The sequence below is a fragment of the Sporosarcina luteola genome, assembly GCF_007991495.1.
GTDB classification, from domain to species: Bacteria; Bacillota; Bacilli; order Bacillales_A; family Planococcaceae; genus Sporosarcina; species Sporosarcina luteola.
Window position 1 is genome coordinate 74,724 of sequence record NZ_BJYL01000004.1, and the last position, 22,109, is coordinate 96,832.

23 protein-coding genes are annotated in these 22,109 nt (G+C 41.7%); all 23 read right to left on the reverse strand.

All coding sequences use genetic code 11. The features are described from left to right. Positions 1–29: 29 nt before the first annotated feature. Complete coding sequence (locus SLU01_RS01510; protein WP_147054610.1) at positions 30–1,730, reverse strand: proline--tRNA ligase; 1,701 nt, start codon at positions 1,728–1,730, stop codon at positions 30–32. A 33-nt stretch (positions 1,731–1,763) separates the two neighbouring features. After that, a complete protein-coding gene (gene rseP, locus SLU01_RS01515; protein WP_147054612.1) occupies positions 1,764–3,023 on the reverse strand; it encodes an RIP metalloprotease RseP in 1,260 nt (419 codons plus the stop codon). A gap of 45 nt (positions 3,024–3,068) precedes the next feature. After that, positions 3,069–4,214 carry a 1-deoxy-D-xylulose-5-phosphate reductoisomerase gene (locus SLU01_RS01520; RefSeq protein WP_147054903.1) on the reverse strand — a complete coding sequence of 382 codons (1,146 nt, stop codon included), beginning with the start codon at positions 4,212–4,214 and terminating at the stop codon, positions 3,069–3,071. 22 nt (positions 4,215–4,236) lie between these two features. Beyond that, a complete protein-coding gene (locus SLU01_RS01525; protein WP_147054614.1) occupies positions 4,237–5,031 on the reverse strand; it encodes a phosphatidate cytidylyltransferase in 795 nt (264 codons plus the stop codon). Next, positions 5,028–5,822, reverse strand: coding sequence for an undecaprenyl pyrophosphate synthase (uppS, locus tag SLU01_RS01530; RefSeq protein ID WP_147054616.1), 795 nt, complete (start codon positions 5,820–5,822; stop codon positions 5,028–5,030). The genes SLU01_RS01525 and uppS overlap by 4 nt, the downstream gene beginning before the upstream one ends. Positions 5,823–6,201: 379 nt before the next feature. Further along, positions 6,202–6,759 (reverse strand): ribosome recycling factor, encoded by a 558-nt coding sequence (gene frr, locus SLU01_RS01535; protein ID WP_147054618.1) that lies wholly within the window; start codon positions 6,757–6,759, stop codon positions 6,202–6,204. After that, positions 6,760–7,485 (reverse strand): UMP kinase, encoded by a 726-nt coding sequence (pyrH, locus tag SLU01_RS01540; protein WP_147054620.1) that lies wholly within the window; start codon positions 7,483–7,485, stop codon positions 6,760–6,762. An 84-nt stretch (positions 7,486–7,569) separates the two neighbouring features. Next, positions 7,570–8,454, reverse strand: coding sequence for a translation elongation factor Ts (tsf, locus tag SLU01_RS01545; RefSeq protein WP_147054622.1), 885 nt, complete (start codon positions 8,452–8,454; stop codon positions 7,570–7,572). Between the two features lie 90 nt (positions 8,455–8,544). Further along, on the reverse strand, positions 8,545–9,270 hold the full coding sequence (gene rpsB / locus SLU01_RS01550; protein ID WP_147054624.1) for a 30S ribosomal protein S2: 726 nt from the start codon (positions 9,268–9,270) through the stop codon (positions 8,545–8,547). Between the two features lie 143 nt (positions 9,271–9,413). Beyond that, entirely contained in the window at positions 9,414–9,929 is a 516-nt protein-coding gene (locus SLU01_RS01555; RefSeq protein WP_147054626.1) for a helix-turn-helix domain-containing protein, read from the reverse strand. A gap of 5 nt (positions 9,930–9,934) precedes the next feature. Beyond that, positions 9,935–10,237 (reverse strand): RNA polymerase subunit sigma, encoded by a 303-nt coding sequence (locus tag SLU01_RS01560; RefSeq protein ID WP_147054628.1) that lies wholly within the window; start codon positions 10,235–10,237, stop codon positions 9,935–9,937. Next, positions 10,234–11,016: a FliA/WhiG family RNA polymerase sigma factor gene (locus SLU01_RS01565; RefSeq protein WP_147054905.1), complete on the reverse strand. Its 783-nt coding sequence runs from the start codon at positions 11,014–11,016 to the stop codon at positions 10,234–10,236. Before SLU01_RS01565 ends, SLU01_RS01560 begins: the two co-directional genes overlap by 4 nt. A gap of 120 nt (positions 11,017–11,136) precedes the next feature. Further along, complete coding sequence (locus tag SLU01_RS01570) at positions 11,137–11,631, reverse strand: chemotaxis protein CheD (RefSeq protein WP_147054630.1); 495 nt, start codon at positions 11,629–11,631, stop codon at positions 11,137–11,139. Between the two features lies 1 nt (position 11,632). Next, positions 11,633–12,265, reverse strand: coding sequence for a chemotaxis protein CheC (locus SLU01_RS01575; RefSeq protein WP_147054632.1), 633 nt, complete (start codon positions 12,263–12,265; stop codon positions 11,633–11,635). Further along, entirely contained in the window at positions 12,255–12,731 is a 477-nt protein-coding gene (locus SLU01_RS01580) for a chemotaxis protein CheW (RefSeq protein WP_147054634.1), read from the reverse strand. The genes SLU01_RS01575 and SLU01_RS01580 overlap by 11 nt, the downstream gene beginning before the upstream one ends. Before the next feature lie 15 nt (positions 12,732–12,746). After that, complete coding sequence (locus SLU01_RS01585; protein ID WP_147054636.1) at positions 12,747–14,798, reverse strand: chemotaxis protein CheA; 2,052 nt, start codon at positions 14,796–14,798, stop codon at positions 12,747–12,749. A gap of 12 nt (positions 14,799–14,810) precedes the next feature. Next, a complete protein-coding gene (locus SLU01_RS01590) occupies positions 14,811–15,953 on the reverse strand; it encodes a protein-glutamate methylesterase/protein-glutamine glutaminase (RefSeq protein ID WP_281288355.1) in 1,143 nt (380 codons plus the stop codon). Continuing rightward, a complete protein-coding gene (locus SLU01_RS01595) occupies positions 15,946–16,809 on the reverse strand; it encodes a MinD/ParA family protein (protein ID WP_147054638.1) in 864 nt (287 codons plus the stop codon). Before SLU01_RS01595 ends, SLU01_RS01590 begins: the two co-directional genes overlap by 8 nt. After that, positions 16,802–17,914, reverse strand: a complete 1,113-nt coding sequence (flhF, locus tag SLU01_RS01600; protein WP_147054640.1) for a flagellar biosynthesis GTPase FlhF — start codon at positions 17,912–17,914, stop codon at positions 16,802–16,804. Before flhF ends, SLU01_RS01595 begins: the two co-directional genes overlap by 8 nt. Then, positions 17,914–19,944, reverse strand: coding sequence for a flagellar biosynthesis protein FlhA (flhA, locus tag SLU01_RS01605; protein WP_147054642.1), 2,031 nt, complete (start codon positions 19,942–19,944; stop codon positions 17,914–17,916). Before flhA ends, flhF begins: the two co-directional genes overlap by 1 nt. A gap of 25 nt (positions 19,945–19,969) precedes the next feature. Further along, positions 19,970–21,052: a flagellar biosynthesis protein FlhB gene (gene flhB, locus SLU01_RS01610; protein WP_147054644.1), complete on the reverse strand. Its 1,083-nt coding sequence runs from the start codon at positions 21,050–21,052 to the stop codon at positions 19,970–19,972. 1 nt (position 21,053) lies between these two features. Next, a complete protein-coding gene (gene fliR, locus SLU01_RS01615; protein ID WP_147054646.1) occupies positions 21,054–21,830 on the reverse strand; it encodes a flagellar biosynthetic protein FliR in 777 nt (258 codons plus the stop codon). Between the two features lie 4 nt (positions 21,831–21,834). Continuing rightward, positions 21,835–22,104, reverse strand: a complete 270-nt coding sequence (fliQ, locus tag SLU01_RS01620; protein ID WP_147054647.1) for a flagellar biosynthesis protein FliQ — start codon at positions 22,102–22,104, stop codon at positions 21,835–21,837. Positions 22,105–22,109: the final 5 nt, after the last annotated feature.

The window sequence follows — 22,109 nt, forward strand, 5'->3', positions numbered from 1 at the left end:
CATTCGACCTCCCCCCTTACACGATACTTTTAACCGAAAAATGCTTGTAGTTTCTCGGTGATTTCTTCTTTTTGCCATTCAACCGTTTCACCAGTCTCCCGGAATTTAACCTCAACAATTCCTTCCTGCGCTTTCTTACCGATCGTAATACGAATCGGCAATCCGATCAGGTCGGCATCGGTGAATTTCACTCCCGCCCGTTCATCCCGGTCGTCGTGTAGTATGTCATAACGATAAGATTTCAATAGATGATAAAGCTCGTCCGAAAGTTTCGTTTGCACTTCATCCTTCATATTGACCGTAATAAGGTGTACATCAAATGGAGACAGTTCTTTCGGCCATTTCAATCCATTGGCGTCATTGTATTGATCGGCAATTGCCGCTAGAATCCTAGAAACGCCTATGCCGTAACAACCCATTAAAAAAGGTTGTGAGACGCCATTCTCGTCAAGATACGTTGCTTTCATCGCTTCGCTGTACGTATTCCCCAACTTGAATATATGACCCAGTTCTATTCCTTTGGCAAAACGGATTGTTCCATTGCCGTCCGGAGATGGATCTCCTTCTTTGATGAATCTTATATCTAAAAACCGATCGATTGCAAAGTCACGCTCAGGATTGGCGTTTCTTAAATGAAACCCATCTTCGTTCGCTCCACAAACTCCATTCACCATTTCCTTGACGGCGTGATCCGCATACACCTTGAGGTCAAGCGGCAATTTGACGGGTCCGATAGAGCCGACTTTGCAAGAAAGCATCTCTTCGATTTCCGCTTCTGAAGCAAGGATAGCGTCAGGTGCATTCAAAGCGTTCTTCAATTTAATTTCATTGATATCATGATCTCCGCGTGATAGAACAACGATCAATTCATCATTGACTTTAAAAATAAGCGTTTTGATCACCTTAGAAGGCTCAACGCCAAGGAAATCCGCAACGTCAGCTATTGTATGCTGATCGGGCGTTTCAACCTTCTCTAGTTCTTTTAGTGCCTCTGTTGGTTTTACATAATCAGTGTTCACTTCTGCCATTTCAATATTCGCAGCGTATTGAGATGAATCACTATATGCAATCGTATCTTCTCCGATTTCGGATAAAGCCATGAATTCATGGGTGCCCTTTCCGCCAATCGTTCCGCCATCCGCAATGACTGCACGAAAATTCAAACCTAGTCTTGAAAAGATATTCGAGTATGCTTGCTTCATTTCACTATACTTCTCTTCAAGACTTTCTTCTGTTGAATGAAACGAATACGCATCCTTCATGATGAATTCCCTGCCGCGGAGCAATCCGTAGCGAGGTCTTTTTTCGTCCCTGAACTTTGTTTGAATTTGGAATAAGGTTAATGGCAACTTCTTATAGGATTTCACTTCATCACGAACGAGGGAAGTGATCACTTCCTCATGGGTCGGTCCCAATGCCATTTGTCGATAATGACGATCTTTTATACGGAACAGTTCGGGGCCGTATGCATGCCACCTACCAGTTTCTTCCCAAAGCTCGGATTGTTGCAATGTCGGCAATAGAACTTCAACCGCATCAATCGATTCCATTTCTTCACGAATGATATTCTCGATTTTCCTTAACACTTTTTTGGATAACGGCAGAAATGAATAGACGCCGCTCATATGTTGACGGATGTAGCCCGCTCTTAAAAGCAATTGATGAGAGGCGATATCTGCATCCGTCGGAATTTCACGCATTGTCGGGATAAAAGTCCGAGATTGTTTCATGAAGATTTCACCTCGATTTCTTGAATATCGTTTCTAGAAAAAGAATCTTTGGATATCATTCCAGGTCACTACGAGCATAAGGACCATTAATAACATGATGCCGACAAAATGAACCATGCCTTCTTTCTGTTTATCAACCGGCTTTCCGCGTACCCCTTCGAATAGGAAGAAGAGCAGTCTTCCACCGTCAAGAGCAGGCAAAGGAAGAAGGTTCATGATTCCGAGATTAATGCTCAGGACCGCTGCCCAGTTCATAAGCGTAAATATACCATGCTGTGCCATATCTCCTGTCGCTTTGTAGATGCCGACAGGTCCGCTCAATGCATCAATTGAAAACTTTCCGGTAACGAGCATTCCAAGCAGTTCAAAAATCCGACTAATCCAAGAGACAGTCTCCGTAGCTCCATATTTCAACGCTTTAAGTGGACTTTTTTCAAATTCAGGTTTATATTTGACCCCGATCTGCCCGAATTTCTGACCGGAATCTTCCACAACAGAAGGAATCATCGTCATCGTAACAAGTTCTCCTGCCCTTTCCGCTTTCACCTGGACATTCTCACCTGGTTTCTGCTGGATGATTTCAGTGAACTCTGTCCATTTGTCAACAGGCGTGCCGTCAACTTCTTTAATATAGTCGCCGGCTTCCATTCCCGCTGCATATGCCGGACTATCAGTAACGACCTCATCGATGATCGGTTCATTTTTCGGGACTCCGTTAATAAGCCCGAGTGCTAGGAATATGAAAAAAGCCAAAATAAAATTGAATAAAGGACCGGCAAAAATCGCCAGTGCCCTACTTCCAAGCGGCTTCGAATCGAATTGACGATCATAAGGCGCAATTAAAGTCTCTTGGCCTTTTTCATAAATGATCGCATTTCGAGACACATTATATTTCATGAGATTTCCGTCTTCATCATAACCTTCAATATACAATGCCTTGCTTAAATCTGCAGATTCTGTCTCTAGAAACAGGACATTTGGATTCGAAACTTCACGGTTCAAATACATTTTTTCTACTTCATCAGCATCATTTAGAACGATACCAACCCGAAAGCCAGGTTGTAATTCAACGGTATCGAAATCCTCGCCAGCCATTCTGACATAGCCGCCGAGCGGAAGGATTCGGATTGTGTAAAGCGTCTCCTTTTTACGAAGTGCTAGTATTTTCGGTCCCATGCCAATTGCAAATTCACGAACCATGATTCCTGCTTTTTTTGCAAAAAGGAAATGGCCTAATTCATGAAAAAAGACAAGAGATCCGAATACGATAATAAACGCAATAACGGTTTCCATAAAAAACCACCTTAACTGGCCAATCCGGCCGATTTATGAACTCATTCATTTCACTTTATCATACACCATTTTACGCGTATGTGAATCGATTGCCAATATCGTTTCCAAATCGGGGGATTGAACCGTCACATGCTGATCCATCATCCGCTCTACAATATCCTCGATTTGCAGAAAAGGAATTTCACCTTTCATGAAAAGTTCTACAGCGACTTCATTTGCCGCATTCATGACAGTTGGCATTGTTCCGCCTTCTCTTCCCGCGGCGTATGCAAGCGCAAGCGCTTTATATCGTTCCATATCCATTTTGTCAAAATGCAACGTGCCAATTTCTTCAAGCCGTAACGGTTTTGCATTTTGCATTGGAATCCGATCGGGATATGTCATTGCATATTGGATCGGTACCCGCATATCGGGAGAGCCAAGCTGTGCCATCATACTTGTGTCTTCGAATTCGACAATCGAATGGATGATGCTTTCTTTATGAAGGAGGCAATCGATTTTGTCATATGGCATGCCGAATAGATGATGGGCTTCAATCACTTCCAACCCTTTATTCATCATAGTCGCTGAATCGATTGTCAATTTATTGCCCATTGACCAATTGGGATGCGCCAATGCCTGTTGGACTGTCACGTTTTCCAACTGACTTCTGGACAACTCTCTGAAGCTGCCTCCTGAAGCAGTCAGGATTAATCGTGAAACGCGTTTCGGATTTTCACCATTCATCGATTGGAATAAAGCCGAATGCTCACTATCGACCGGTAAAAGGGCTACGTTCTTCTTTTTCGCCTCGCTCATAACGATGTCGCCAGCGGCAACTAATGTTTCTTTGTTCGCGATAGCGATCGTTATGCCTTCACGAATTGCATGTATCGTCGGTTCTAGTCCGATGCTGCCGATAACCGCATTTACTAGCATGTCCGCCCCTGCATGAGCGGCAACTAGGATGAGGCCTTCCGTTCCATAGACAAAACGCGTCTTTGGAAATTCAGCTTGCAATGACGATGCATCTTCCTTTCGCATGACGGAGACGATTTCAGGTTGAAATTCAGCAGTGATTTCCTTCACTTTAGTAATATTCATTCCAGCTGAAAAAGATACGAGATTAAACTTATCACGATTTGATTGTATAATATCAAGAGTCTGTGTGCCAATAGAGCCTGTAGCACCTAGCAGACTAATTTTTTTCATCATTGTGAGAACTTCCTTTCCATTAACCGACTAAATGTAAAAAATGAATGAGCGGTAACACGAAAAGGAGACTATCAAATCGATCAAGTATTCCTCCATGTCCCGGTAAAAGATTTCCCGAATCTTTCACTCCAAAATGCCTCTTCAATGCAGACTCCACCAAATCTCCCAACTGCCCAATGACCGAAGCGATCATTGTAACGATGACCAACATCATGTAAGAAGGGGCAATCGGATAAAAATATTGGAAGACACATGCCAAGATGACGGCTAGGATAATCCCGCCGACAAATCCCTCGATCGTCTTATTCGGCGATATTTCCGGCCAGAGTTTTCGTTTCCCAAACTTCCTGCCTGTAAAATATGCACCTGAGTCCGTTGTCCAAATGACGAGCAATGCATAAAATACATATTCAAAACCATAAAAACGCGTTTCAATCAAATAATAAAACCCGATTCCAACGTATAACGATCCGAACGCAGTAAACGCAGCCTGATCAAAAGTGAAGCGGTTTTTTGATATGACCGTAAAAATCAATAAAATAAGTATAAATGCGAATATCATTTCGATTTTCGAATAACCGATTAGTTCCTGTACCTCATTTGCCCACTTGGAAGGCATTAACATAATCGCGAGCGTCATCCATGTAAGAATGCCTTCGAATGAAAATATACGGATATTTTTCATGCGTAGCAATTCATACAAGCCAATGGTAGCGATAGCATAAACGGCGATTGTGAATGGTAAACCACCTATGATGACAAGTGGAAAAAAAATCACCAATGCGACGATTGCTGTAATTATCCTCTGTTTCAAACTTCTTTATCTCCTTCCACACTTCCAAACCTACGATTGCGCATTTGGAATTCTTCAATAGCATTTAACATACATGACTCATCGAAGTCTGGCCAAAGGACATCTGTAAATGAAAATTCCGAATAGGCTAATTGCCATAGCATGAAATTCGATAATCTTACTTCACCACTTGTGCGGATCAGTAAATCCGGTTCCGGCAAGTGAGATGTCATTAAGTGTGCATTAATCATCGACTCATCGATGTCATCGATAGATATTTGATTTGTTACTGCCTTTTGAACAATTTCTTTGACCGTCTCTACTATTTCCAGACGGCTGCCATAATTCATTGCAAAATTCAAAACAAGGCCATCATTCATTGATGTGGCTTTTACAGCTTTCAAGATGGATTCTTTCGTATGAGGTGGGAGTGCATCATAATTACCGATCATTTCTACCTTAACGTTTTGCTCGATTAATTCTGGCAAATAGGTTGTCAGAAACTCCCCTGGCAATTTCATGAGAAAATCGATTTCCATTTTAGGGCGTTTCCAGTTTTCTGTTGAAAACGCATAGAGCGTTAAGACCTTGATGCCAATATCATTTGCAACCCGGGTAATTTTACGAACAGTTTTCATTCCTTCATGATGACCAGCAATCCGTGGTAAACTGCGTTGCCTTGCCCATCTGCCGTTTCCATCCATTATGATGGCGACGTGTGAAGGTATTGCCCTACTTTTGACATTCGTAAGCCTGTTGGAAAGTGACGATTCGGTCTCTACATTTTTTTTCCGCAACAGTTTATCTAGCATTTCGTTTCCTCCACTCGCCTGAATTTGAGCAAGCACTTAGTCTATCGTATCAAATCGGCCGATAAATTTCATTTAAAACAGTTAAATAATACTTCAAAGTTGTTTTCCGTTCCAGGCGGACGCTTTCCGCGGGCATGGCTTCAGCCTCCTCACTTCGCTTCGCTACGTTCCGGGGTCTTCAGCTCATGCTATTCCCGCAGGAGTCGCCGCCTTCCACTTCAAACAAGGAAATCACAAGGTATAAATCATTTGTTCATTCAATTATTGATATTGTTCTAGCCTATGTTTGCTTTGTAAAATAAATTATGATTAGATAATAGCGGTCAGAAAAAAAGACGTCCTGATTGTAGGACGTCCCAACATATAGAAAGTTCTTCGATCAGATTTCCATGATTTCGTTTTCTTTTTCTTTGGCAATTCCGTCGATTTTTTCAATGTATGAATCAGTCAGTTTTTGGATTTCTTCACCTTCGCGACGCAGTTCGTCTTCAGTGATTTCTCCATTCTTTTCGAGCTTCTTCAACTCTTCGTTTCCGTCTCTGCGAACATTGCGGATTGCGATTTTGGAGTCTTCTGCTTCTTTTTTCACTTCTTTTACTAGTTCCTTCCGTCGTTCTTCGGTTAACGCAGGAACCGCCAAACGGATGACATTCCCGTCATTGGATGGAGTGATTCCGATATCGGATTTCAATATCGCCTTTTCAATATCACCCAAAGTCGTTTTGTCATAAGGTTGTATGACCATCAGTCTTGCCTCTGGTACAGAAACACCTGCCATTTGGTTCAATGGTGTCGGGGCTCCGTAGTAAAGAACTGAAATCCTATCAAGCAATGAAGCATTTGCACGTCCTGCACGGATAGAAGCAAGTTGTCTTGTGAACGCTCCAACTGCCTTTTCCATTTTGTCCTTCGTTTGATCCATTATCGCTTTCGGCATTTACCCATTCCTCCTAACAACCGTACCGATAGATTCACCAAGTACAGCTTTTTTAATATTTCCATTATCCATAATCGAGAATACTACGAGAGGGATATCATTGTCCATACATAGGGTTGAAGCAGTTGAATCCATAACCTCAAGACCTTGGCTAATTACTTCTAAATAAGTCAAGTCCGTGTATTTCACTGCATTTTTATCTTTCATAGGATCAGCAGAATAGACGCCATCGACATTGTTTTTCGCCATCAGAATGACATCGGCTTCGATTTCAGCCGCCCTTAGTGCCGCAGTAGTGTCCGTTGAGAAATAAGGATTTCCTGTTCCAGCGGCAAAGATGACGACACGTTTCTTTTCAAGGTGACGAATTGCTTTTCTCCGTATGTACGGTTCAGCCACTTGGCGCATTTCAATAGATGATGATACACGTGTTTCAACGCCTAACTTTTCTAGAGCGTCTTGTAGAGCCAATGAATTCATAACCGTGGCGAGCATGCCCATATAATCAGCTGTAGTGCGGTCCATTCCCATCTCACTGCCGATTTTCCCACGCCATATATTTCCTCCACCGACTACGACTGCCACTTCTACTCCAAGGTCAGTAACATCTTTAACTTGTGCTGCGACTGTTTTGATGATTTCAGGTGATAATCCGAATCCCTTTTCACCTGCAAGTGCCTCACCGCTAAGTTTCAAGACAATTCTTTTGTATTTTGGGACGCTCATATGTACCCTCCGTCTACGTAATTTTCTCGAAAAATAGGGAACACAGAGTTGTGTCCCCTACATTTTTTTATCTTTACATGTGAATTAATTTCCTTTTACTTGGCTCATAACTTCTTCAGCAAAGTTGTCTTCGCGTTTTTCGATACCTTCACCTACAGCAAAACGGACAAATTCTTTCAAAGAGCCACCTGTTGACTTAACAAAGTCACGGACTTTTTGATCGGAATTTTTAACGAAAGCTTGATCAAGTACACAAATTTCTTCAAAGTACTTACCTAGGCGGCCTTCAACCATTTTAGCAACAATGTTTTCAGGTTTTCCTTCGTTCAATGCTTGCTCAGTAAGGATTTTACGCTCGCGCTCTACTTCTTCTTCAGACACTTCATCACGTGAAATGTATTTAGGGTTCAATGCAGCGATATGCATAGCTACGTCTTTAGCAGCATCTGCGTCAGTTGTTCCTTCTAGGATTGTCAAAACAGCAATACGGCCGCCCATATGAAGGTATGGACCGAAAGCATCGTTATCTGTTTTTGTTTTTACTTCAAAGCGGCGAAGAGTGATTTTTTCTCCGATTTTTGAAACAGCATTCGAAATATGATCAGCGACTGTTAGGCCGTTTGACATTTTAGATTCGTTTGCTTCTTCAACTGTAGCTGGCTTTGCAGCAAGAAGATGTTCTCCAAGTTCTTTTACAAGTGTTTGGAAACCTTCGTTTTTCGCAACAAAGTCTGTTTCAGCGTTAACTTCGAAAATTACCGCTTCGTTTCCGTTAACGAGGATGTCAGTAGTTCCTTCCGCTGCAATACGGTCAGCCTTTTTCGCTGCGCTGGATAGGCCTTTTTCGCGTAGGAAGTCAACTGCTGCTTCCATATCACCGTTTACTTCAGTTAGTGCTTTTTTGCAGTCCATCATACCTGCGCCAGTTTTCTCGCGCAATTCTTTAACCATTTGTGCTGTAATTGCCATTTTAAGTTCCTCCTATTTGAGTGATGTGGGACGACAATCTTTAAAAAAGACGATAAGGGGGTTGGCCGCTTATCGTCCTTTCATTTAGTCTTACTCTGCAGCTACAGTTTCTTCTTCAGAAACTTCTTCGTCAGCGCCTTGTCTAGATTCGATCAAAGCGTCAGCCATTTTGCTAGTCAAAAGACGTACTGCGCGGATTGCATCGTCATTCGCTGGAATGACATAGTCGATTTCATCCGGATCACAGTTCGTATCAACAATACCGACGAGTGGAATGTTCAATTTGATTGCTTCAGCTACAGCGATGCGTTCTTTGCGTGGGTCAACAACAAAGATAACATCCGGCAATGATTTCATATCACGGATACCGCCAAGGAATTTCACAAGACGATCGTGTTCTTTTCTTAGTTCAGAAACTTCTTTTTTAGGAAGTACAGCAAATGTACCGTCCTCTTCCATCGTTTCGATCTTTTTCATGCGTGCAACACGCTTTTGGATCGTACCGAAGTTTGTAAGTGTACCACCAAGCCAGCGTTGGTTGATGTAGTACATTCCAGCGCGTTCTGCTTCTTCTTTGATAGCATCTTGCGCTTGTTTTTTAGTTCCGACGAAAAGTACTTTTCCGCCTTCAGCACCTACTTGACGCATGAAGTCATATGCTTCTTCAAGCTTTTTCACCGTCTTTTGAAGATCGATGATGTAGATTCCGTTACGCTCTACAAAAATATACTTTTTCATTTTCGGGTTCCAACGACGAGTTTGGTGTCCGAAATGCACACCTGCTTCAAGCAGTTGTTTCATTGAGATTACTGACATTTGTTATTCCTCCTGTTTGGTTAGATTCCTCCGTACGCTTCATTCGAAGGAACGACCTTTCGGCACCGTTTCCATCGTCCGCATACGTGTGTAGTAACACCATTTGATAATATACCACACAGACAAAATGTTTGCAACATACTTCATCTGAATTTCAACATCAACTCAATCTCAGTCTTCCCTTTTCCAACCCGTTTGGCGATCTCTTCGATTGATTTGCCTTCGTCGTGCATCCGGATGGCGAGTGTACGATCATCCACTTCAAGATCTGTAGTAGCTTCCTGCAATGTATCTTTCGTGGCAGATGCTGTTTGATATGATTTCAAGGCGATGTTCACAGGATAGCTTGGATGGTTGATAGTGATTGGCTTTTCCTTTGACTCTTTCCGAGCAGCTGGTACATCTGCCGGATTCACTTCTTCCTCTTGATCATGGATAGGGAAATTTTTTTGACGTTTTTCGATGATCTCGATAAGCCGCTCATTTTCCTCTTTCAGTTCAGAGAGGTATGCACCGATGGCATCGTCCATCTCTGCCATAAGCTTTTGCTGCTTTTTTTCCAGTCCGTTGAATTTTGAAATCTTCATATAGAGAAGTGCTATTATATAAAAACTGATCACTTGTAAGATGAATAAAAATAATAAAAATACTGTTTGCATTGCCATCATCCTGTAAAGTCGACGAAAGACCCCTTGTAAGGGTGGACCGTCTTCTTTTCCTCTTCATTATGTTGGTTGTCCTTTTTCGACTGCTCCCTATCCTGTTGACTGTTCTTTTTATCCGGATCGGTTTTTGCATATTTTTCCGATTGCAAAACAGTTTCACGGCTTTTCAAGGCTTCCTTTTCACTCAAAGTTTGCGCTTGTTCCTGGTTGAGTTGGGATTGCTGTTGCTTTTGTTCAGCAATCTTTCCTGCTTCAAACGTTTTAGGAATAGCAATTTGAAGTTCAATTCCTTTCAAGCTCATAAAATTCCTCCATCCACAATCTCTGGCAAAAGTAATTTACGAAGTTTGAACAATGCTTTTGAATGTATTTGGGAAATTCTTGACGTCGATAAATTCATGATTTCCCCGATTTCCGTCAAAGTCATTTCATCCGTATAAAATAGGTTCAGTACGAGTTGTTCATTGTTATTCAATTCTTTTATCTTCAGCGCCAAGTCTCCAACGAGTTCCCCCATCATTACTTTTTGTTCCGGAGAACGTTCATGATCATCTTTTAAGATAAAAGATTTCTGTCCTTCCTCATCGTCTTCGCTCATTCGCTCATCCATTGAAAGCACGTTTGAGAAATAATGCTCATGTACCGTTTGATACACTTCTTCCACTTCTATCCCGAGGTGACTTGCAATTTCCTCAGGGGTTGCATGACGCAATAATTTTTGTTCAAGCTTACTTATTTCTTCTTCCAGTCTTTTAGACTTTTCCCGTGATGAGCGGGGCAGCCAGTCTTCCTTCCTTAACCCATCAATAATAGATCCTCGAATTCTGAAAGAAGCGTACGTATCAAACTTCAAATCCCTACTTGGATCGAACTTTGTCAAGGCATCGAAAAGCCCTTGAAGCCCTAGACTCAAAATATCATCTCTTGAAACATTTCTCGGCAAGCCAGAGCTGATCCGTTGCACATGGTAATTGACGAGAGGAGTATATTTCCGGACGAGTCGATCGCCGGCATCGGAATCCCTATTAGTCAACCATAGTTTCCAACAAGCATCTTCTTCCGTCAAATCCTGATTGGACATCGAATCCCTCACCTTCCATGATGTTTCGACAATTATCGGCAATTGATTGATATTCATTATAACAAAAAAAGATAAAAAATAGCGACTGAATCGTTCAGCCGCTTCAATCTTACAAATTCTTTAAATTTCAATCGTTCCAGCATTGACTGTACGTATGCTTAATTTGCAAGTCTCGGGATCAAACTCGATTGTTCGTCCACTAGAGCCGCCAGTGTCTTCTCCTATGATTGGAATGGAAAGGCGAGTAAGCTCCTTTTTGACCGCTTCGACATTTCTTGGGCCAATGCGAATCGTATCGCTCGAACCGAACTGGAACATCTGAGAGCCACCGGCAATTTTAGCCTTTAAGGATAAAGGGCGGACCCCTTCATTTTTCAGCATTTCCATTAATGAATAAATGCCGGTATCCGCAAACTTTGCTACATTTAATTGCGCTGTCCGCCCAAGGCTTGAATCCGGCAGCATGACATGGACGAGGCCAGCAATCTTTTTTGTTTCGTCGTAAAGGACAACCCCAACACAGGAACCTAAACCGGATGTCCGTATCGTATCAGGTACCTTTACAATATTCATATCGGCTATGCCGACCCTAACGACAGTTTTTAACATGACCATCTTACAGCACACCTAACGAACGGAATATAGTTAAATACGATTCCGGATCAGGAAGAAGGAAAAAATGACCATCCACACTTGAACTGCCATCCTCACCTTCTTCATTGATCCGCGTGTCAATGACGATGACTTCATCACTGTAATGCGATACTTCTATAAGTCCGAAACTAACGATGGCACCTACCATATCGACACTTAAGGCCGGCACAGTCGGATGAATTTTCAACCCAGTGAAATCGGATAAAGCAGATAAATAAGAGCCTGATAAAATATTACCGAGCTCTTGCATCGCCGAAATGCCGATTTCAGAAATCGGAACAGAATGGAAATCAAAATTCTCATCTCCAATCAATCTTCGAATAAATTGATTAGCAGAATCGATTGGTAATACAAAGAACATGCTGCCTGATAAATCCCCTTGTATCCTGAGGTAAATACCAGCTACGATTTTCTCCGCGCCACCGGCCAAATCAAACATTTCATCAAATGAAACGAGATTGACTTTTGGTACAAGCATATCTATTTTTCTTCCAAGCAATTGCGATAGGGAAGTGGCTGCATGTGCCGCTCCGATATTACCGATTTCTTTTAGGACGTCAAGATGCATATCGGTAATCTGGTGATTATAATTCATCAGATGTCATCCTTTTAATAGGTTGCAGAACTTTTTCTAAGTTCAACATGACAAGGAGCCTTTTATCGATTTTTGCAACGCCCGAAATGAATTCAGATTCGACTGCTCCAACTACTTCCGGTTGCGGTTCAATTGAATCTACCGGGATGTCAATTACATCATTGGCAGCATCAACAATGAGACCAACTTCAAATTCATCCAAAGAAACGATGATGATTCTGCTGCTGTCGTCCAGAGATTTCACTTCCAGACCGAATCGTTCACGCAGATCGACAATCGGCGTAACGACTCCTCTTAGATTAATGACACCTTTTACATAGGATGGTGTTTTAGGGACTTTAGTTATTGGTAACAGCTTTTCTATCGCTTCGACAACATCCACTTCGATGGCGTATTCTTTATCCATCAACTGGAAAATAATCACTTTCATTTCTTTACGATCTACCGCTCCATTTACCTCTGCCATTTTATTCACTCCAGTCTATTTGATCAAAGAATTGCAATCAACGATAAGTGCAACTTGACCGTTTCCAAGAATTGTAGCACCAGAAATGGCAAAAACACTTTGCAAGTAGTTTCCAAGCGATTTCAATACTATTTCTTGCTGGCCAATGAAAGAGTCCACAACGAGACCTGCCAATTTATCTCCTTTACGAACGATTACGACAGATTGGTATTCTTCGGATTGATGCAAGTTATCCATTTCGAAGATCCCTTTCAGGTCAACTAGCGGCACAATGCTTCCTCTGAAATCGATCACTTTCTGATTATGAGCATTGAGGATATCCGATGTTTGAATGATTGCTGTTTCAATGATTGAAGAAAGCGGGATTGCGTAAATATCCTTATTCAAGTTTACGAGCATTACAGAAATGATGGATAGCGTAAGGGGCAGCTGTACTTGGAATAGTGAACCTTGCCCTTCCTTCGAATCAATCGTTATATAGCCACCAAGAGATTCAATTGTACTTTTTACGACATCCAACCCGACGCCACGACCTGATACATCCGTAATTTTTTCTGCTGTAGAAAAACCAGATGCCAAAATGAGTTCAGCAATCTGTCTTTCTGTCAACGTCTCGGCTATCTCCTCAGTGACAATGCCTCTTTCGATGGCTTTCTTTAATACACGTTCCTTGTTTACTCCCGCCCCATCGTCTTCCAGCTCAATAAAGACATGGTTGCCTGAGTGATACGCTCTTAAAGAAACGGTTCCTTCTTCCGGTTTACCCTTCGCTTTACGCTCTGCCGGAGTTTCAATACCATGATCTAACGCATTACGGATTAAATGGACGAGTGGGTCGCCAATTTCATCGATAACCGTACGATCTAATTCAGTTTCAGCTCCAGTAATTTCAAGATTCACCTTTTTATCAAGATCCCGTGCCAATTGACGTACCATTTTCGGAAAACGGTTAAACACAGTTTCAACCGGTATCATCCGCATATTCAAAATAATATTTTGGAGATCTCCGGAAACACGAGTCATCCGTTCGACTGTTTCATTTAAATCCGAGTTATGTAGATCACTTGCAATAGACTGTAAACGTCCCCGATCAATCACCAATTCCTCAAAAAGATTCATTAGGATATCCAATCGGTCGATATTGACACGGATTGTTTTATTCGCATTGTGGGAATTCGTTGTTCGTTTCGATTTATTAGAAGAAGGTTCTTCTTTCGCACTTTCTATTTTCGCCTTCTCCGCCGGAACTTGAGTTAAGGTATCCTCTTCAGATTGATTGCTCTCTGAATTTGAGAAATCAGTTATAGGGTAGACATTCACACTTTCTACTTCAGACACTTTCATCACTTTCGCTTCAAGTGAAGCTGCATCTTCTTTTGTTAATAAAACAACTGTGAATTCTTCATCAAAGTCCTCATTTTCTAACTGCTCGACGTTCGGTTTAGATTTGATAATCTCACCTGATTTTTCCAGTATTTCAAAAATCATAAATACTCTCGCTGCTTTGAGCAAACAATCTTGTCGCAGTCCGATTGTAACTTCAAATGCGTTAAATCCTTGTTCCTGAGACTGGCTAATTACAGTCATTTCATAGTCATCATAATGCAGCATTGATGCATTATTAGTTTTAGATGGTTCAATCGTAATTATAGAAGCAGCCGTTTCTTCCACAGAAGATGTTACCGCTTGACCAGCTTCTATTTGATTCAGTGCATTCACAAGTTGCTGCACATCTTTTTTTCCTGTACCGCCAGCTTCAATATCGAACACCATTTCTTCTAAGTAATCGACTGCTTTGAAGACGACATCTAGGATTTCAGTTGTTACACTGATTTTGGAATTTCGAATGGCATCAAGTACGTTTTCCATTTTGTGAGTTAAATCCGCGATATCTTCATATCCCATTGTTGCGGACATCCCTTTCAACGTATGCGCTGAACGGAAAACCTCATTTACAATTGCCAAATCATCAGGATTTTTTTCGAGTTCTAATAAATGTTCATTACATGCTTGGAGATGCTCTTTACTTTCATCTAAAAACATTTCTAAATACTGATTAGTATCCATAGTGACGCCCCCTCAAGATTGTAAAATTTCCATAATTGCTGAAGCAATATGGTGTACATCAACGACCTGATCGGCAAGACCAGCCTCTTTGATTGCTTTCGGCATGCCATAAACAACCGATGTCTTTTCAGATTCTGCAATTGTAATCGTTTTGCACGCTGCCTTCAGTTGCTGCATTCCTTTTTTTCCATCTTGCCCCATTCCTGTCATAATGACCGTTACAAACTGGGCTGATTGAATGGAAGCTGCCGACTCTAACAGAACATCAACTGATGGCCGATGTCCCATTCTGGGAGGATCTACGTCATCGAGACAGACACAATATTCATTCTCACGCTTTTCGAATTTCAAATGTTTGCCGCCCGGAGCAATATACGCCACGCCTTTTAAAATGGGTTCACCATCTTCAGCTTCTTTGACACGAATATTACTTAAACCATCCAACCTTTGTGCTAAAGACTTTGTAAACCCTGGAGGCATATGTTGCACAACTAAAATGGGGACTTGTATTGTAGATGGCAATTGTGTGAGCACTTCTTGTAGTGCCCGCGGCCCCCCTGTCGATGTACCTATTATAACAAAAGAGTGATGTACTTTGGAAATCTTTTTATCTAGCACGTTGCTTTGCTTGTCAATGGTTGAAAACAATGCGGCAGGAGCTGTTTGAGTGTTATAACGATTGCGCCGTGGGTACTTTTCTGTAATTGGCTGTTGCTTTTTTGTAAGTTTGGATACATTGACTTTTGTAGCAGCGACTACTTTTCCTACTAGTTCCTGTTCAACTTCATGAAGATTCAGCGAGATGGCGCCTCCTGGTTTTGCAACAAAATCGACAGCACCATACTCCATGGCTAACATCGTATTATCTGCTCCGATTTTTGTTGTGCTTGAAAGCATGACAATCGGTGTAGGATGAAGGTCCATGATTTGCTTTACTGCATCAAGTCCATTCATAATAGGCATCTCAATATCCATTGTAAGAACATCCGGCTTGTATTCTACTACTTTTGCAAGTGCGTCCTTTCCATTACGAGCGGTTGCGATTACTTCCAGTAAAGGGTGTTTGGAAAGCATATCCGAAATCAGTTTTCGCATAAAAGCAGAATCATCGACAACAAGCACTTTTTTCAAACCGACGAATTCCAATTCATTCACGCCCTCTCAAGAAAATACCTCTCAGCTTAGTAAGAAATCCAATTTCTTGTTTGATCTCCGTTCGATCCACTTGTACAAACACATCCGCAATTGCAGCCATCCGTTTTGATACCGGTGCATTCGGATAGAGAAGTGAAAATGGTTTTTGAGCTAAAACAGCTTTGTGAACGGTAGGATCCTCTGGCAGAAACCCTAATATGAGTGTTTCTTTATCAAGGAATTTACGCATCGCGTATTGCAATCTTGTCGCCGATTCATTACCATCGTCCTGCTTCGTAACCCGATTACTTACGATGTTAAACTTCTTATCAGGGTCCTTCAAACAGATAAACTTCATCATGGAATATGCATCTGTAATTGAGGTGGGTTCTGTGGTTGAAATAACAATGACTTCATCCACTGACATGATTAATTCAATTGAACGCTGTGTTGCTCCTGCCCCCATATCGAATAATATGAAATCATATTCTTTCTGTAAATGTTCAAACGCATCTAGCAATCTTTCAAACATGCTTTCTGACCATTCCAGTACTGTATCGAGTCCCGAACCGCCTGAGATGAACGTAAGACCTTCCTCATCGACGTTTATCACATCTTCTAAAGAATTGGATCCCATCAAATAATCTCGCAAACTATATTTCGGAGAAACGCCGAGTAGAATATGGATATTCCCCATTCCGATGTCCATATCGATGACGATGACTTTTTTCCCTTTTAAACGGAGAGAGTGAGCGAAGTTTGTCGAAAAATTCGACTTGCCCACTCCCCCTTTTCCACTTACGATAGCAATTGATTTCGCCAGTTCCCCTTGTGCTTTTAGCATCTTCATTCTGAGTGCTTCAGCTTGATCACGCATTATGAGCACCTGCCAATAGGAGATTTAACATCGATTCCAGATTCGCATCATTGATATCTTCGGGAACTTCCTGACCATCGGTGTAGTAGGCAGTGCCGATGCCATACTGTTTCATCAGATTGAACATTGGACCGATTGAACTTGTTTCATCCACTTTTGTAAATATGAATTTTTTAATTGGAAACGAGGTGAATCTTTCCACAATCGTCCTCATATCATCTTCCTTTGACGTAATCGATAATACGAGAAAAGACTCCATATCTAGGGAAAAGTCGATCAACCGATTTAAATCATCAACAAACTTCATTTCTTTATAATTTCTTCCCGCAGTGTCGATGAACACCAAATCAAAATCAGTCATTTTTTCTATCGCTTTTTTAAAGTCATTGCTGTTATAAGCGACTTCTACTGGCGACTGCAACAAATTCGCATATGTCCGCAACTGTTCAATCGCTGCAACTCGATATGTGTCTGTCGTTATAAAACCAATTTTCTTCTTATTTTCCAATACAGCGCGAGCGGCAATTTTAGCAATTGTCGTCGTCTTTCCAACGCCGGTTGGCCCTAGCACATTTATATATTTTTTATTGAAAGAAATTCCACCAAACGGCAAACCTGAGAACTCTTTTCTTAAAAAGTCCTTAGCCATTTCTGACTGTTCCTCAGATGAAAAATCTCTTTTCTCCTTTTTTATCTGACTTGAAATTTCAGTAGCGATTTGTAAAATCATCTCTTTTGACAATCCGTGAAATTCCAATTTAGAAAGCAACGGCTGAAGCTCGTCTGGGAAACCGCCGAGTGAAGCAAACTGCTTCATTTCCTGAAGCATTTCTTTCATTTCTTTCATTTCTTTCTTCAGTTCTGCATCAGTGTTTTTTTCTGAATAAGAGACAGCCTGCTTTGGCCTAATTGACGCTTCAGTTGGCTTTGTCGCAGGTTCATCAGCTCCCGCCACCACTTCTACCGATTTTTTTTGGAATAAACCTAGAAATCCTTTTGATTTAATGACAGAGGAGCTAAGGATGACAGCATCATCCCCGAAATCCGCCCGAACCTTTTTCATTGCCTCCACCATCGTGTCTGCTGTATATTTTTTCATTTTCATTAAATATCCACCACCCCGACACTTTGGACTTCAATTGAAGCTTCTAGCTCATTGTAAGATAAAACCGGTATTTGCGGAAAATATCTCTCCGTAATCTGTCTTAAATACATCCGTATTGCCGGGGAACAGAGGATCACCGGCGATTGATCCAATAAAGCGACTCTCTCCACTTCTCGGGCAATCGACTCCAATATTTCTTGTGAGTTCGAAGGATCTATAGAGAGATAATTGCCTTGCTCGGTTTGCTGGATGTTATCAGCAATCAATTTCTCGATCTTCCCTGATACGGTCAATACTTTAAGTGCGTCGACCCCGGTCGAGTATTGTGAAGTAATCTGCCTTGCAAGGGATTGTCTAACGTATTCAGTAAGTAAGTCCACGTCAGAAGTATATTTCGAATAGTCAGCCAGCGTTTCGAAAATGATCGGTAAATTACGGATCGATACATTTTCGTTCAGCAATTTAGCTAACACTTTCTGGATTTCACCAATCGATAGCGGTGTCGGTGTAAGCTCGTCCACTAATATTGGATACGTCTCCCTTACATGATCGACAAGCTGTTTTGTTTCCTGACGACCGATCAAATCCGCTGCATTCGCCCGGATTACTTCAGTAAGATGTGTAGAAACGACACTAGGCGGGTCAACGACTGTATACCCCATTATTTCTGCATCTTCTTTAACGTCTTCCGTTATCCATTTTGCCGGAAGTCCAAATGAAGGTTCAATCGTATCGATTCCAATTATCGAATCATCGCCACCGGGACTCATCGCGAGATAATGATCAAGAAGAAGTTCTCCCCTCGCCAACTCATTTCCCTTAATTTTAATTCTGTACTCATTTGGCTGGAGCTGAATATTATCCCTAATGCGAACGACTGGAATAACGAGTCCAAGTTCAAGAGCAAGCTGTCTCCGGATCATGACGACACGATCTAGCAAATCTCCGCCTTGTTGCGCATCAACGAGAGGAATAAGACCGTAGCCGAATTCGAATTCAATCGGATCCACATTTAATAAGTTGACAACATTCTCAGGACTTTTCATCCCTTCTGTTTCAACTTCCTCTTCCATTTCAAACAATTCCTCAGGGTCTTCTTCCGGCTTCCTGGACATGATGAATGCACCAATTGCCATTGCAGCTGCAACAGGTATTGTGAGTACATCATTGATTGGTGTAAAGAGGCCAAGCAGGAATACGGTAGCTGCCGCCACATAGAGGAGCTTAGGCTGTCCTAATAACTGCTTTGTAATATCCGAACCAAGATTACCTTCGGATGCCGCGCGCGTTACGACGATACCTGTGGCGGTTGAAATGAGCAATGCGGGAATTTGTGAAACGATGCCATCCCCAACAGTTAGTTGAGAAAATCTTGTCGCCGCTTCTGCAAACGGCAAGCCCATCTGGACGACACCAATAATCATTCCGACTAACAGGTTGATGATGACGATGATAATCCCAGCTATGGCATCCCCTTTAACGAATTTTGTTGCTCCGTCCATCGCCCCGTAAAAGTCTGCCTCATTGCTTACTTTTTCACGACGCATCCGAGCTTCAGTTTCTGAAATCATACCCGCATTCAAGTCAGCATCGATACTCATCTGTTTCCCTGGCATAGCGTCCAAAGTAAATCGTGCTGCTACTTCGGAGACACGTTCAGATCCTTTTGTAATGACGATAAATTGAATAATGATCAAAATAACGAACACAACGAGCCCGACGACAACATTTCCACCGGTAACGAATGTCCCGAATGTGTCAACGACTCCACCTGCATCTCCATTTGAAAGGATCGCCCGTGTAGTCGAAACATTCAAACCAAGACGAAAAAGTGTCAATAAAAGAAGCAAAGAAGGAAAAATGGAAAATTGCAATGCTTCCTGCATATTCATTGAAGTTAATAAGACCATTAACGCAAGTGTAATATTAATAATGATCAGAAAGCTAAGAAGCCATGTTGGCAATGGGATGACGAGCATCGCAACAATCATAATGACCGATGCTAAAACTCCAATATCTTTAAATTGCATGCCATCCCTACTTTCTCATAATGTACTAAATCTTTCGTTGTATGCGATAAACATATGCCAATATTTCAGCGACTGTTTTGAAAAACTCATCGGGAATCCGATCGCCGATTTCCACGTCTCCGTACAGCGCTCTTGCAAGCGGACGATTCTCCACCATGACGATATTATGCTCTTTTGCAATGAGCTTGATCTTCTGTGCAATGAAATCTGCACCTTTTGCAATAACGATCGGTGCATCCATCTTTTCATCATCGTATTTCAGCGCGATGGCAAAGTGTGTCGGGTTTGTAATGACAACATCGGCCTGGGGCACTTCCTGCATCATTCGCCTCATCGCCATCTCCCGTTGACGTTGTTTGATGCGTGATTTAATGATCGGATCCCCTTCTGTATTTTTATATTCATCCTTGATATCCTGTTTGGACATCCGCAGGTTTTTTTCGTAGTCATACTTCTGATAAAAATAATCCAATACAGAAATAAATAACAACACAAACGAAGCAACAATTCCCATCAATGCGACTAACTGGCCAACTGTGACTAGCGTATCGTGTGGGGTTTTAAATGCAAGTCCAAGGACTTTTTCTATGTTCATAACGAGCAATAAGGTCGTTACCGAACCGATAAATGATATTTTCAATAATGATTTCAATAATTCAACCAGTGCACGTATGGAAAAAATCCGTTTCAATCCCTTGATTGGATCAATTTTTTTCAAGTCGAACTTCAATGTTTCTGAAGTAAATAGCAATCCGAACTGTGCAAGGTTTCCTGTTATTGCGGCAATAACTGCCACCACCATAATTGGCAGAAGAATGAATGCCATTTGTATAACCATATCTTTGTAAATGATCATCGTCTGGTCAATATCTAGCGATTTAATCGGAATAAACTCTGTAAACGTATGAGAGAAAAAAACAAAAAAACGATCACGCATGAAACCTGCTGCAAAAAAAAGAAACAGGAATACAAAAAGAAGGACAATTGCAGTTGTTACATCCTGGCTCTTTAACACTTGCCCCTTCTTGCGGGAATCTTGTCGTTTCTTCGGAGTGGCCTTTTCTGTCTTTTCACCTGCAAAAAACTGCAAATCCAATCGAATCAACATATTACCCGCCTCCCAAGATGAGCATCAAATCCCTCATCGCGGTAATCATCACTTCAAATAATTTACGCATCATCGCAATCAATACAGTGAACATCGTTACGAGTACGAGAAAACTGACACCGATCTTTATCGGAAACCCAACAACGAAAATATTTAATTGCGGGACCGTTCTCGCCGTTATTCCAAGCGCCAAATCGACTAAAAAAAGAGTGGCGACGATAGGAATTGACATTTGAAAAGCAATCGCGAATGTCATTGTAAATGTTCTTGTGACAAATTCGATAAGCCTTTCTTCACCAAAATGAGGCCATAACAGATCAATCGGTATAAACGAATAGCTGTAAAATATTCCATCCAGCAACATATGATGGGCGTTTAACGTCAACAAAAGCAACATAGCGAGCACATTGAAAAATTGTCCGAGTAATGGTGATTGCGCTCCTGTTTGCGGATCGATTACATTCGCAATGGCAAAACCCATCTGAAAATCAATAAATCCACCTGCGATTTGTATCGCTGACATGATAATATAGGCGATTATCCCAATAAACAGGCCAGTCGTAGCCTCCTTGATAACAAGGAGCAAATATGTACCATCAATTTCAAGAGTGGGTGCATCAATCGTATAAACCATCATCCAAGATAATAATGCAGCAAAAATGATCCTTTGAGTGGCAGGAATTGCTCTGTAAGAGAACAACGGAACCGTAATGATAAATGCGGTCACCCTTGTCAAAATTAATAAATAAACAGCTAACGAAGGTATCAGATCTTCCATACATTCACCCTATATACCGGGTAAGGTTATCGAAGATATCTGCCGCAAACGCGGTGACTTTTGATAACATCCACGGTCCAAAAAAGACGATTGCGACGAGGACAGCAACAATTTTCGGTACAAACGCCAGCGTTTGTTCTTGGATCTGTGTTGTAGCCTGAAAAATACTAACTATCAAACCTGTCGCTAATGCTACGATCAAAAGCGGACCGGAGGCTAACAAGATGACCCATATCGCGCGTTCAGCTATCGCTATGACCAATTCGCCTGTCATTCAAA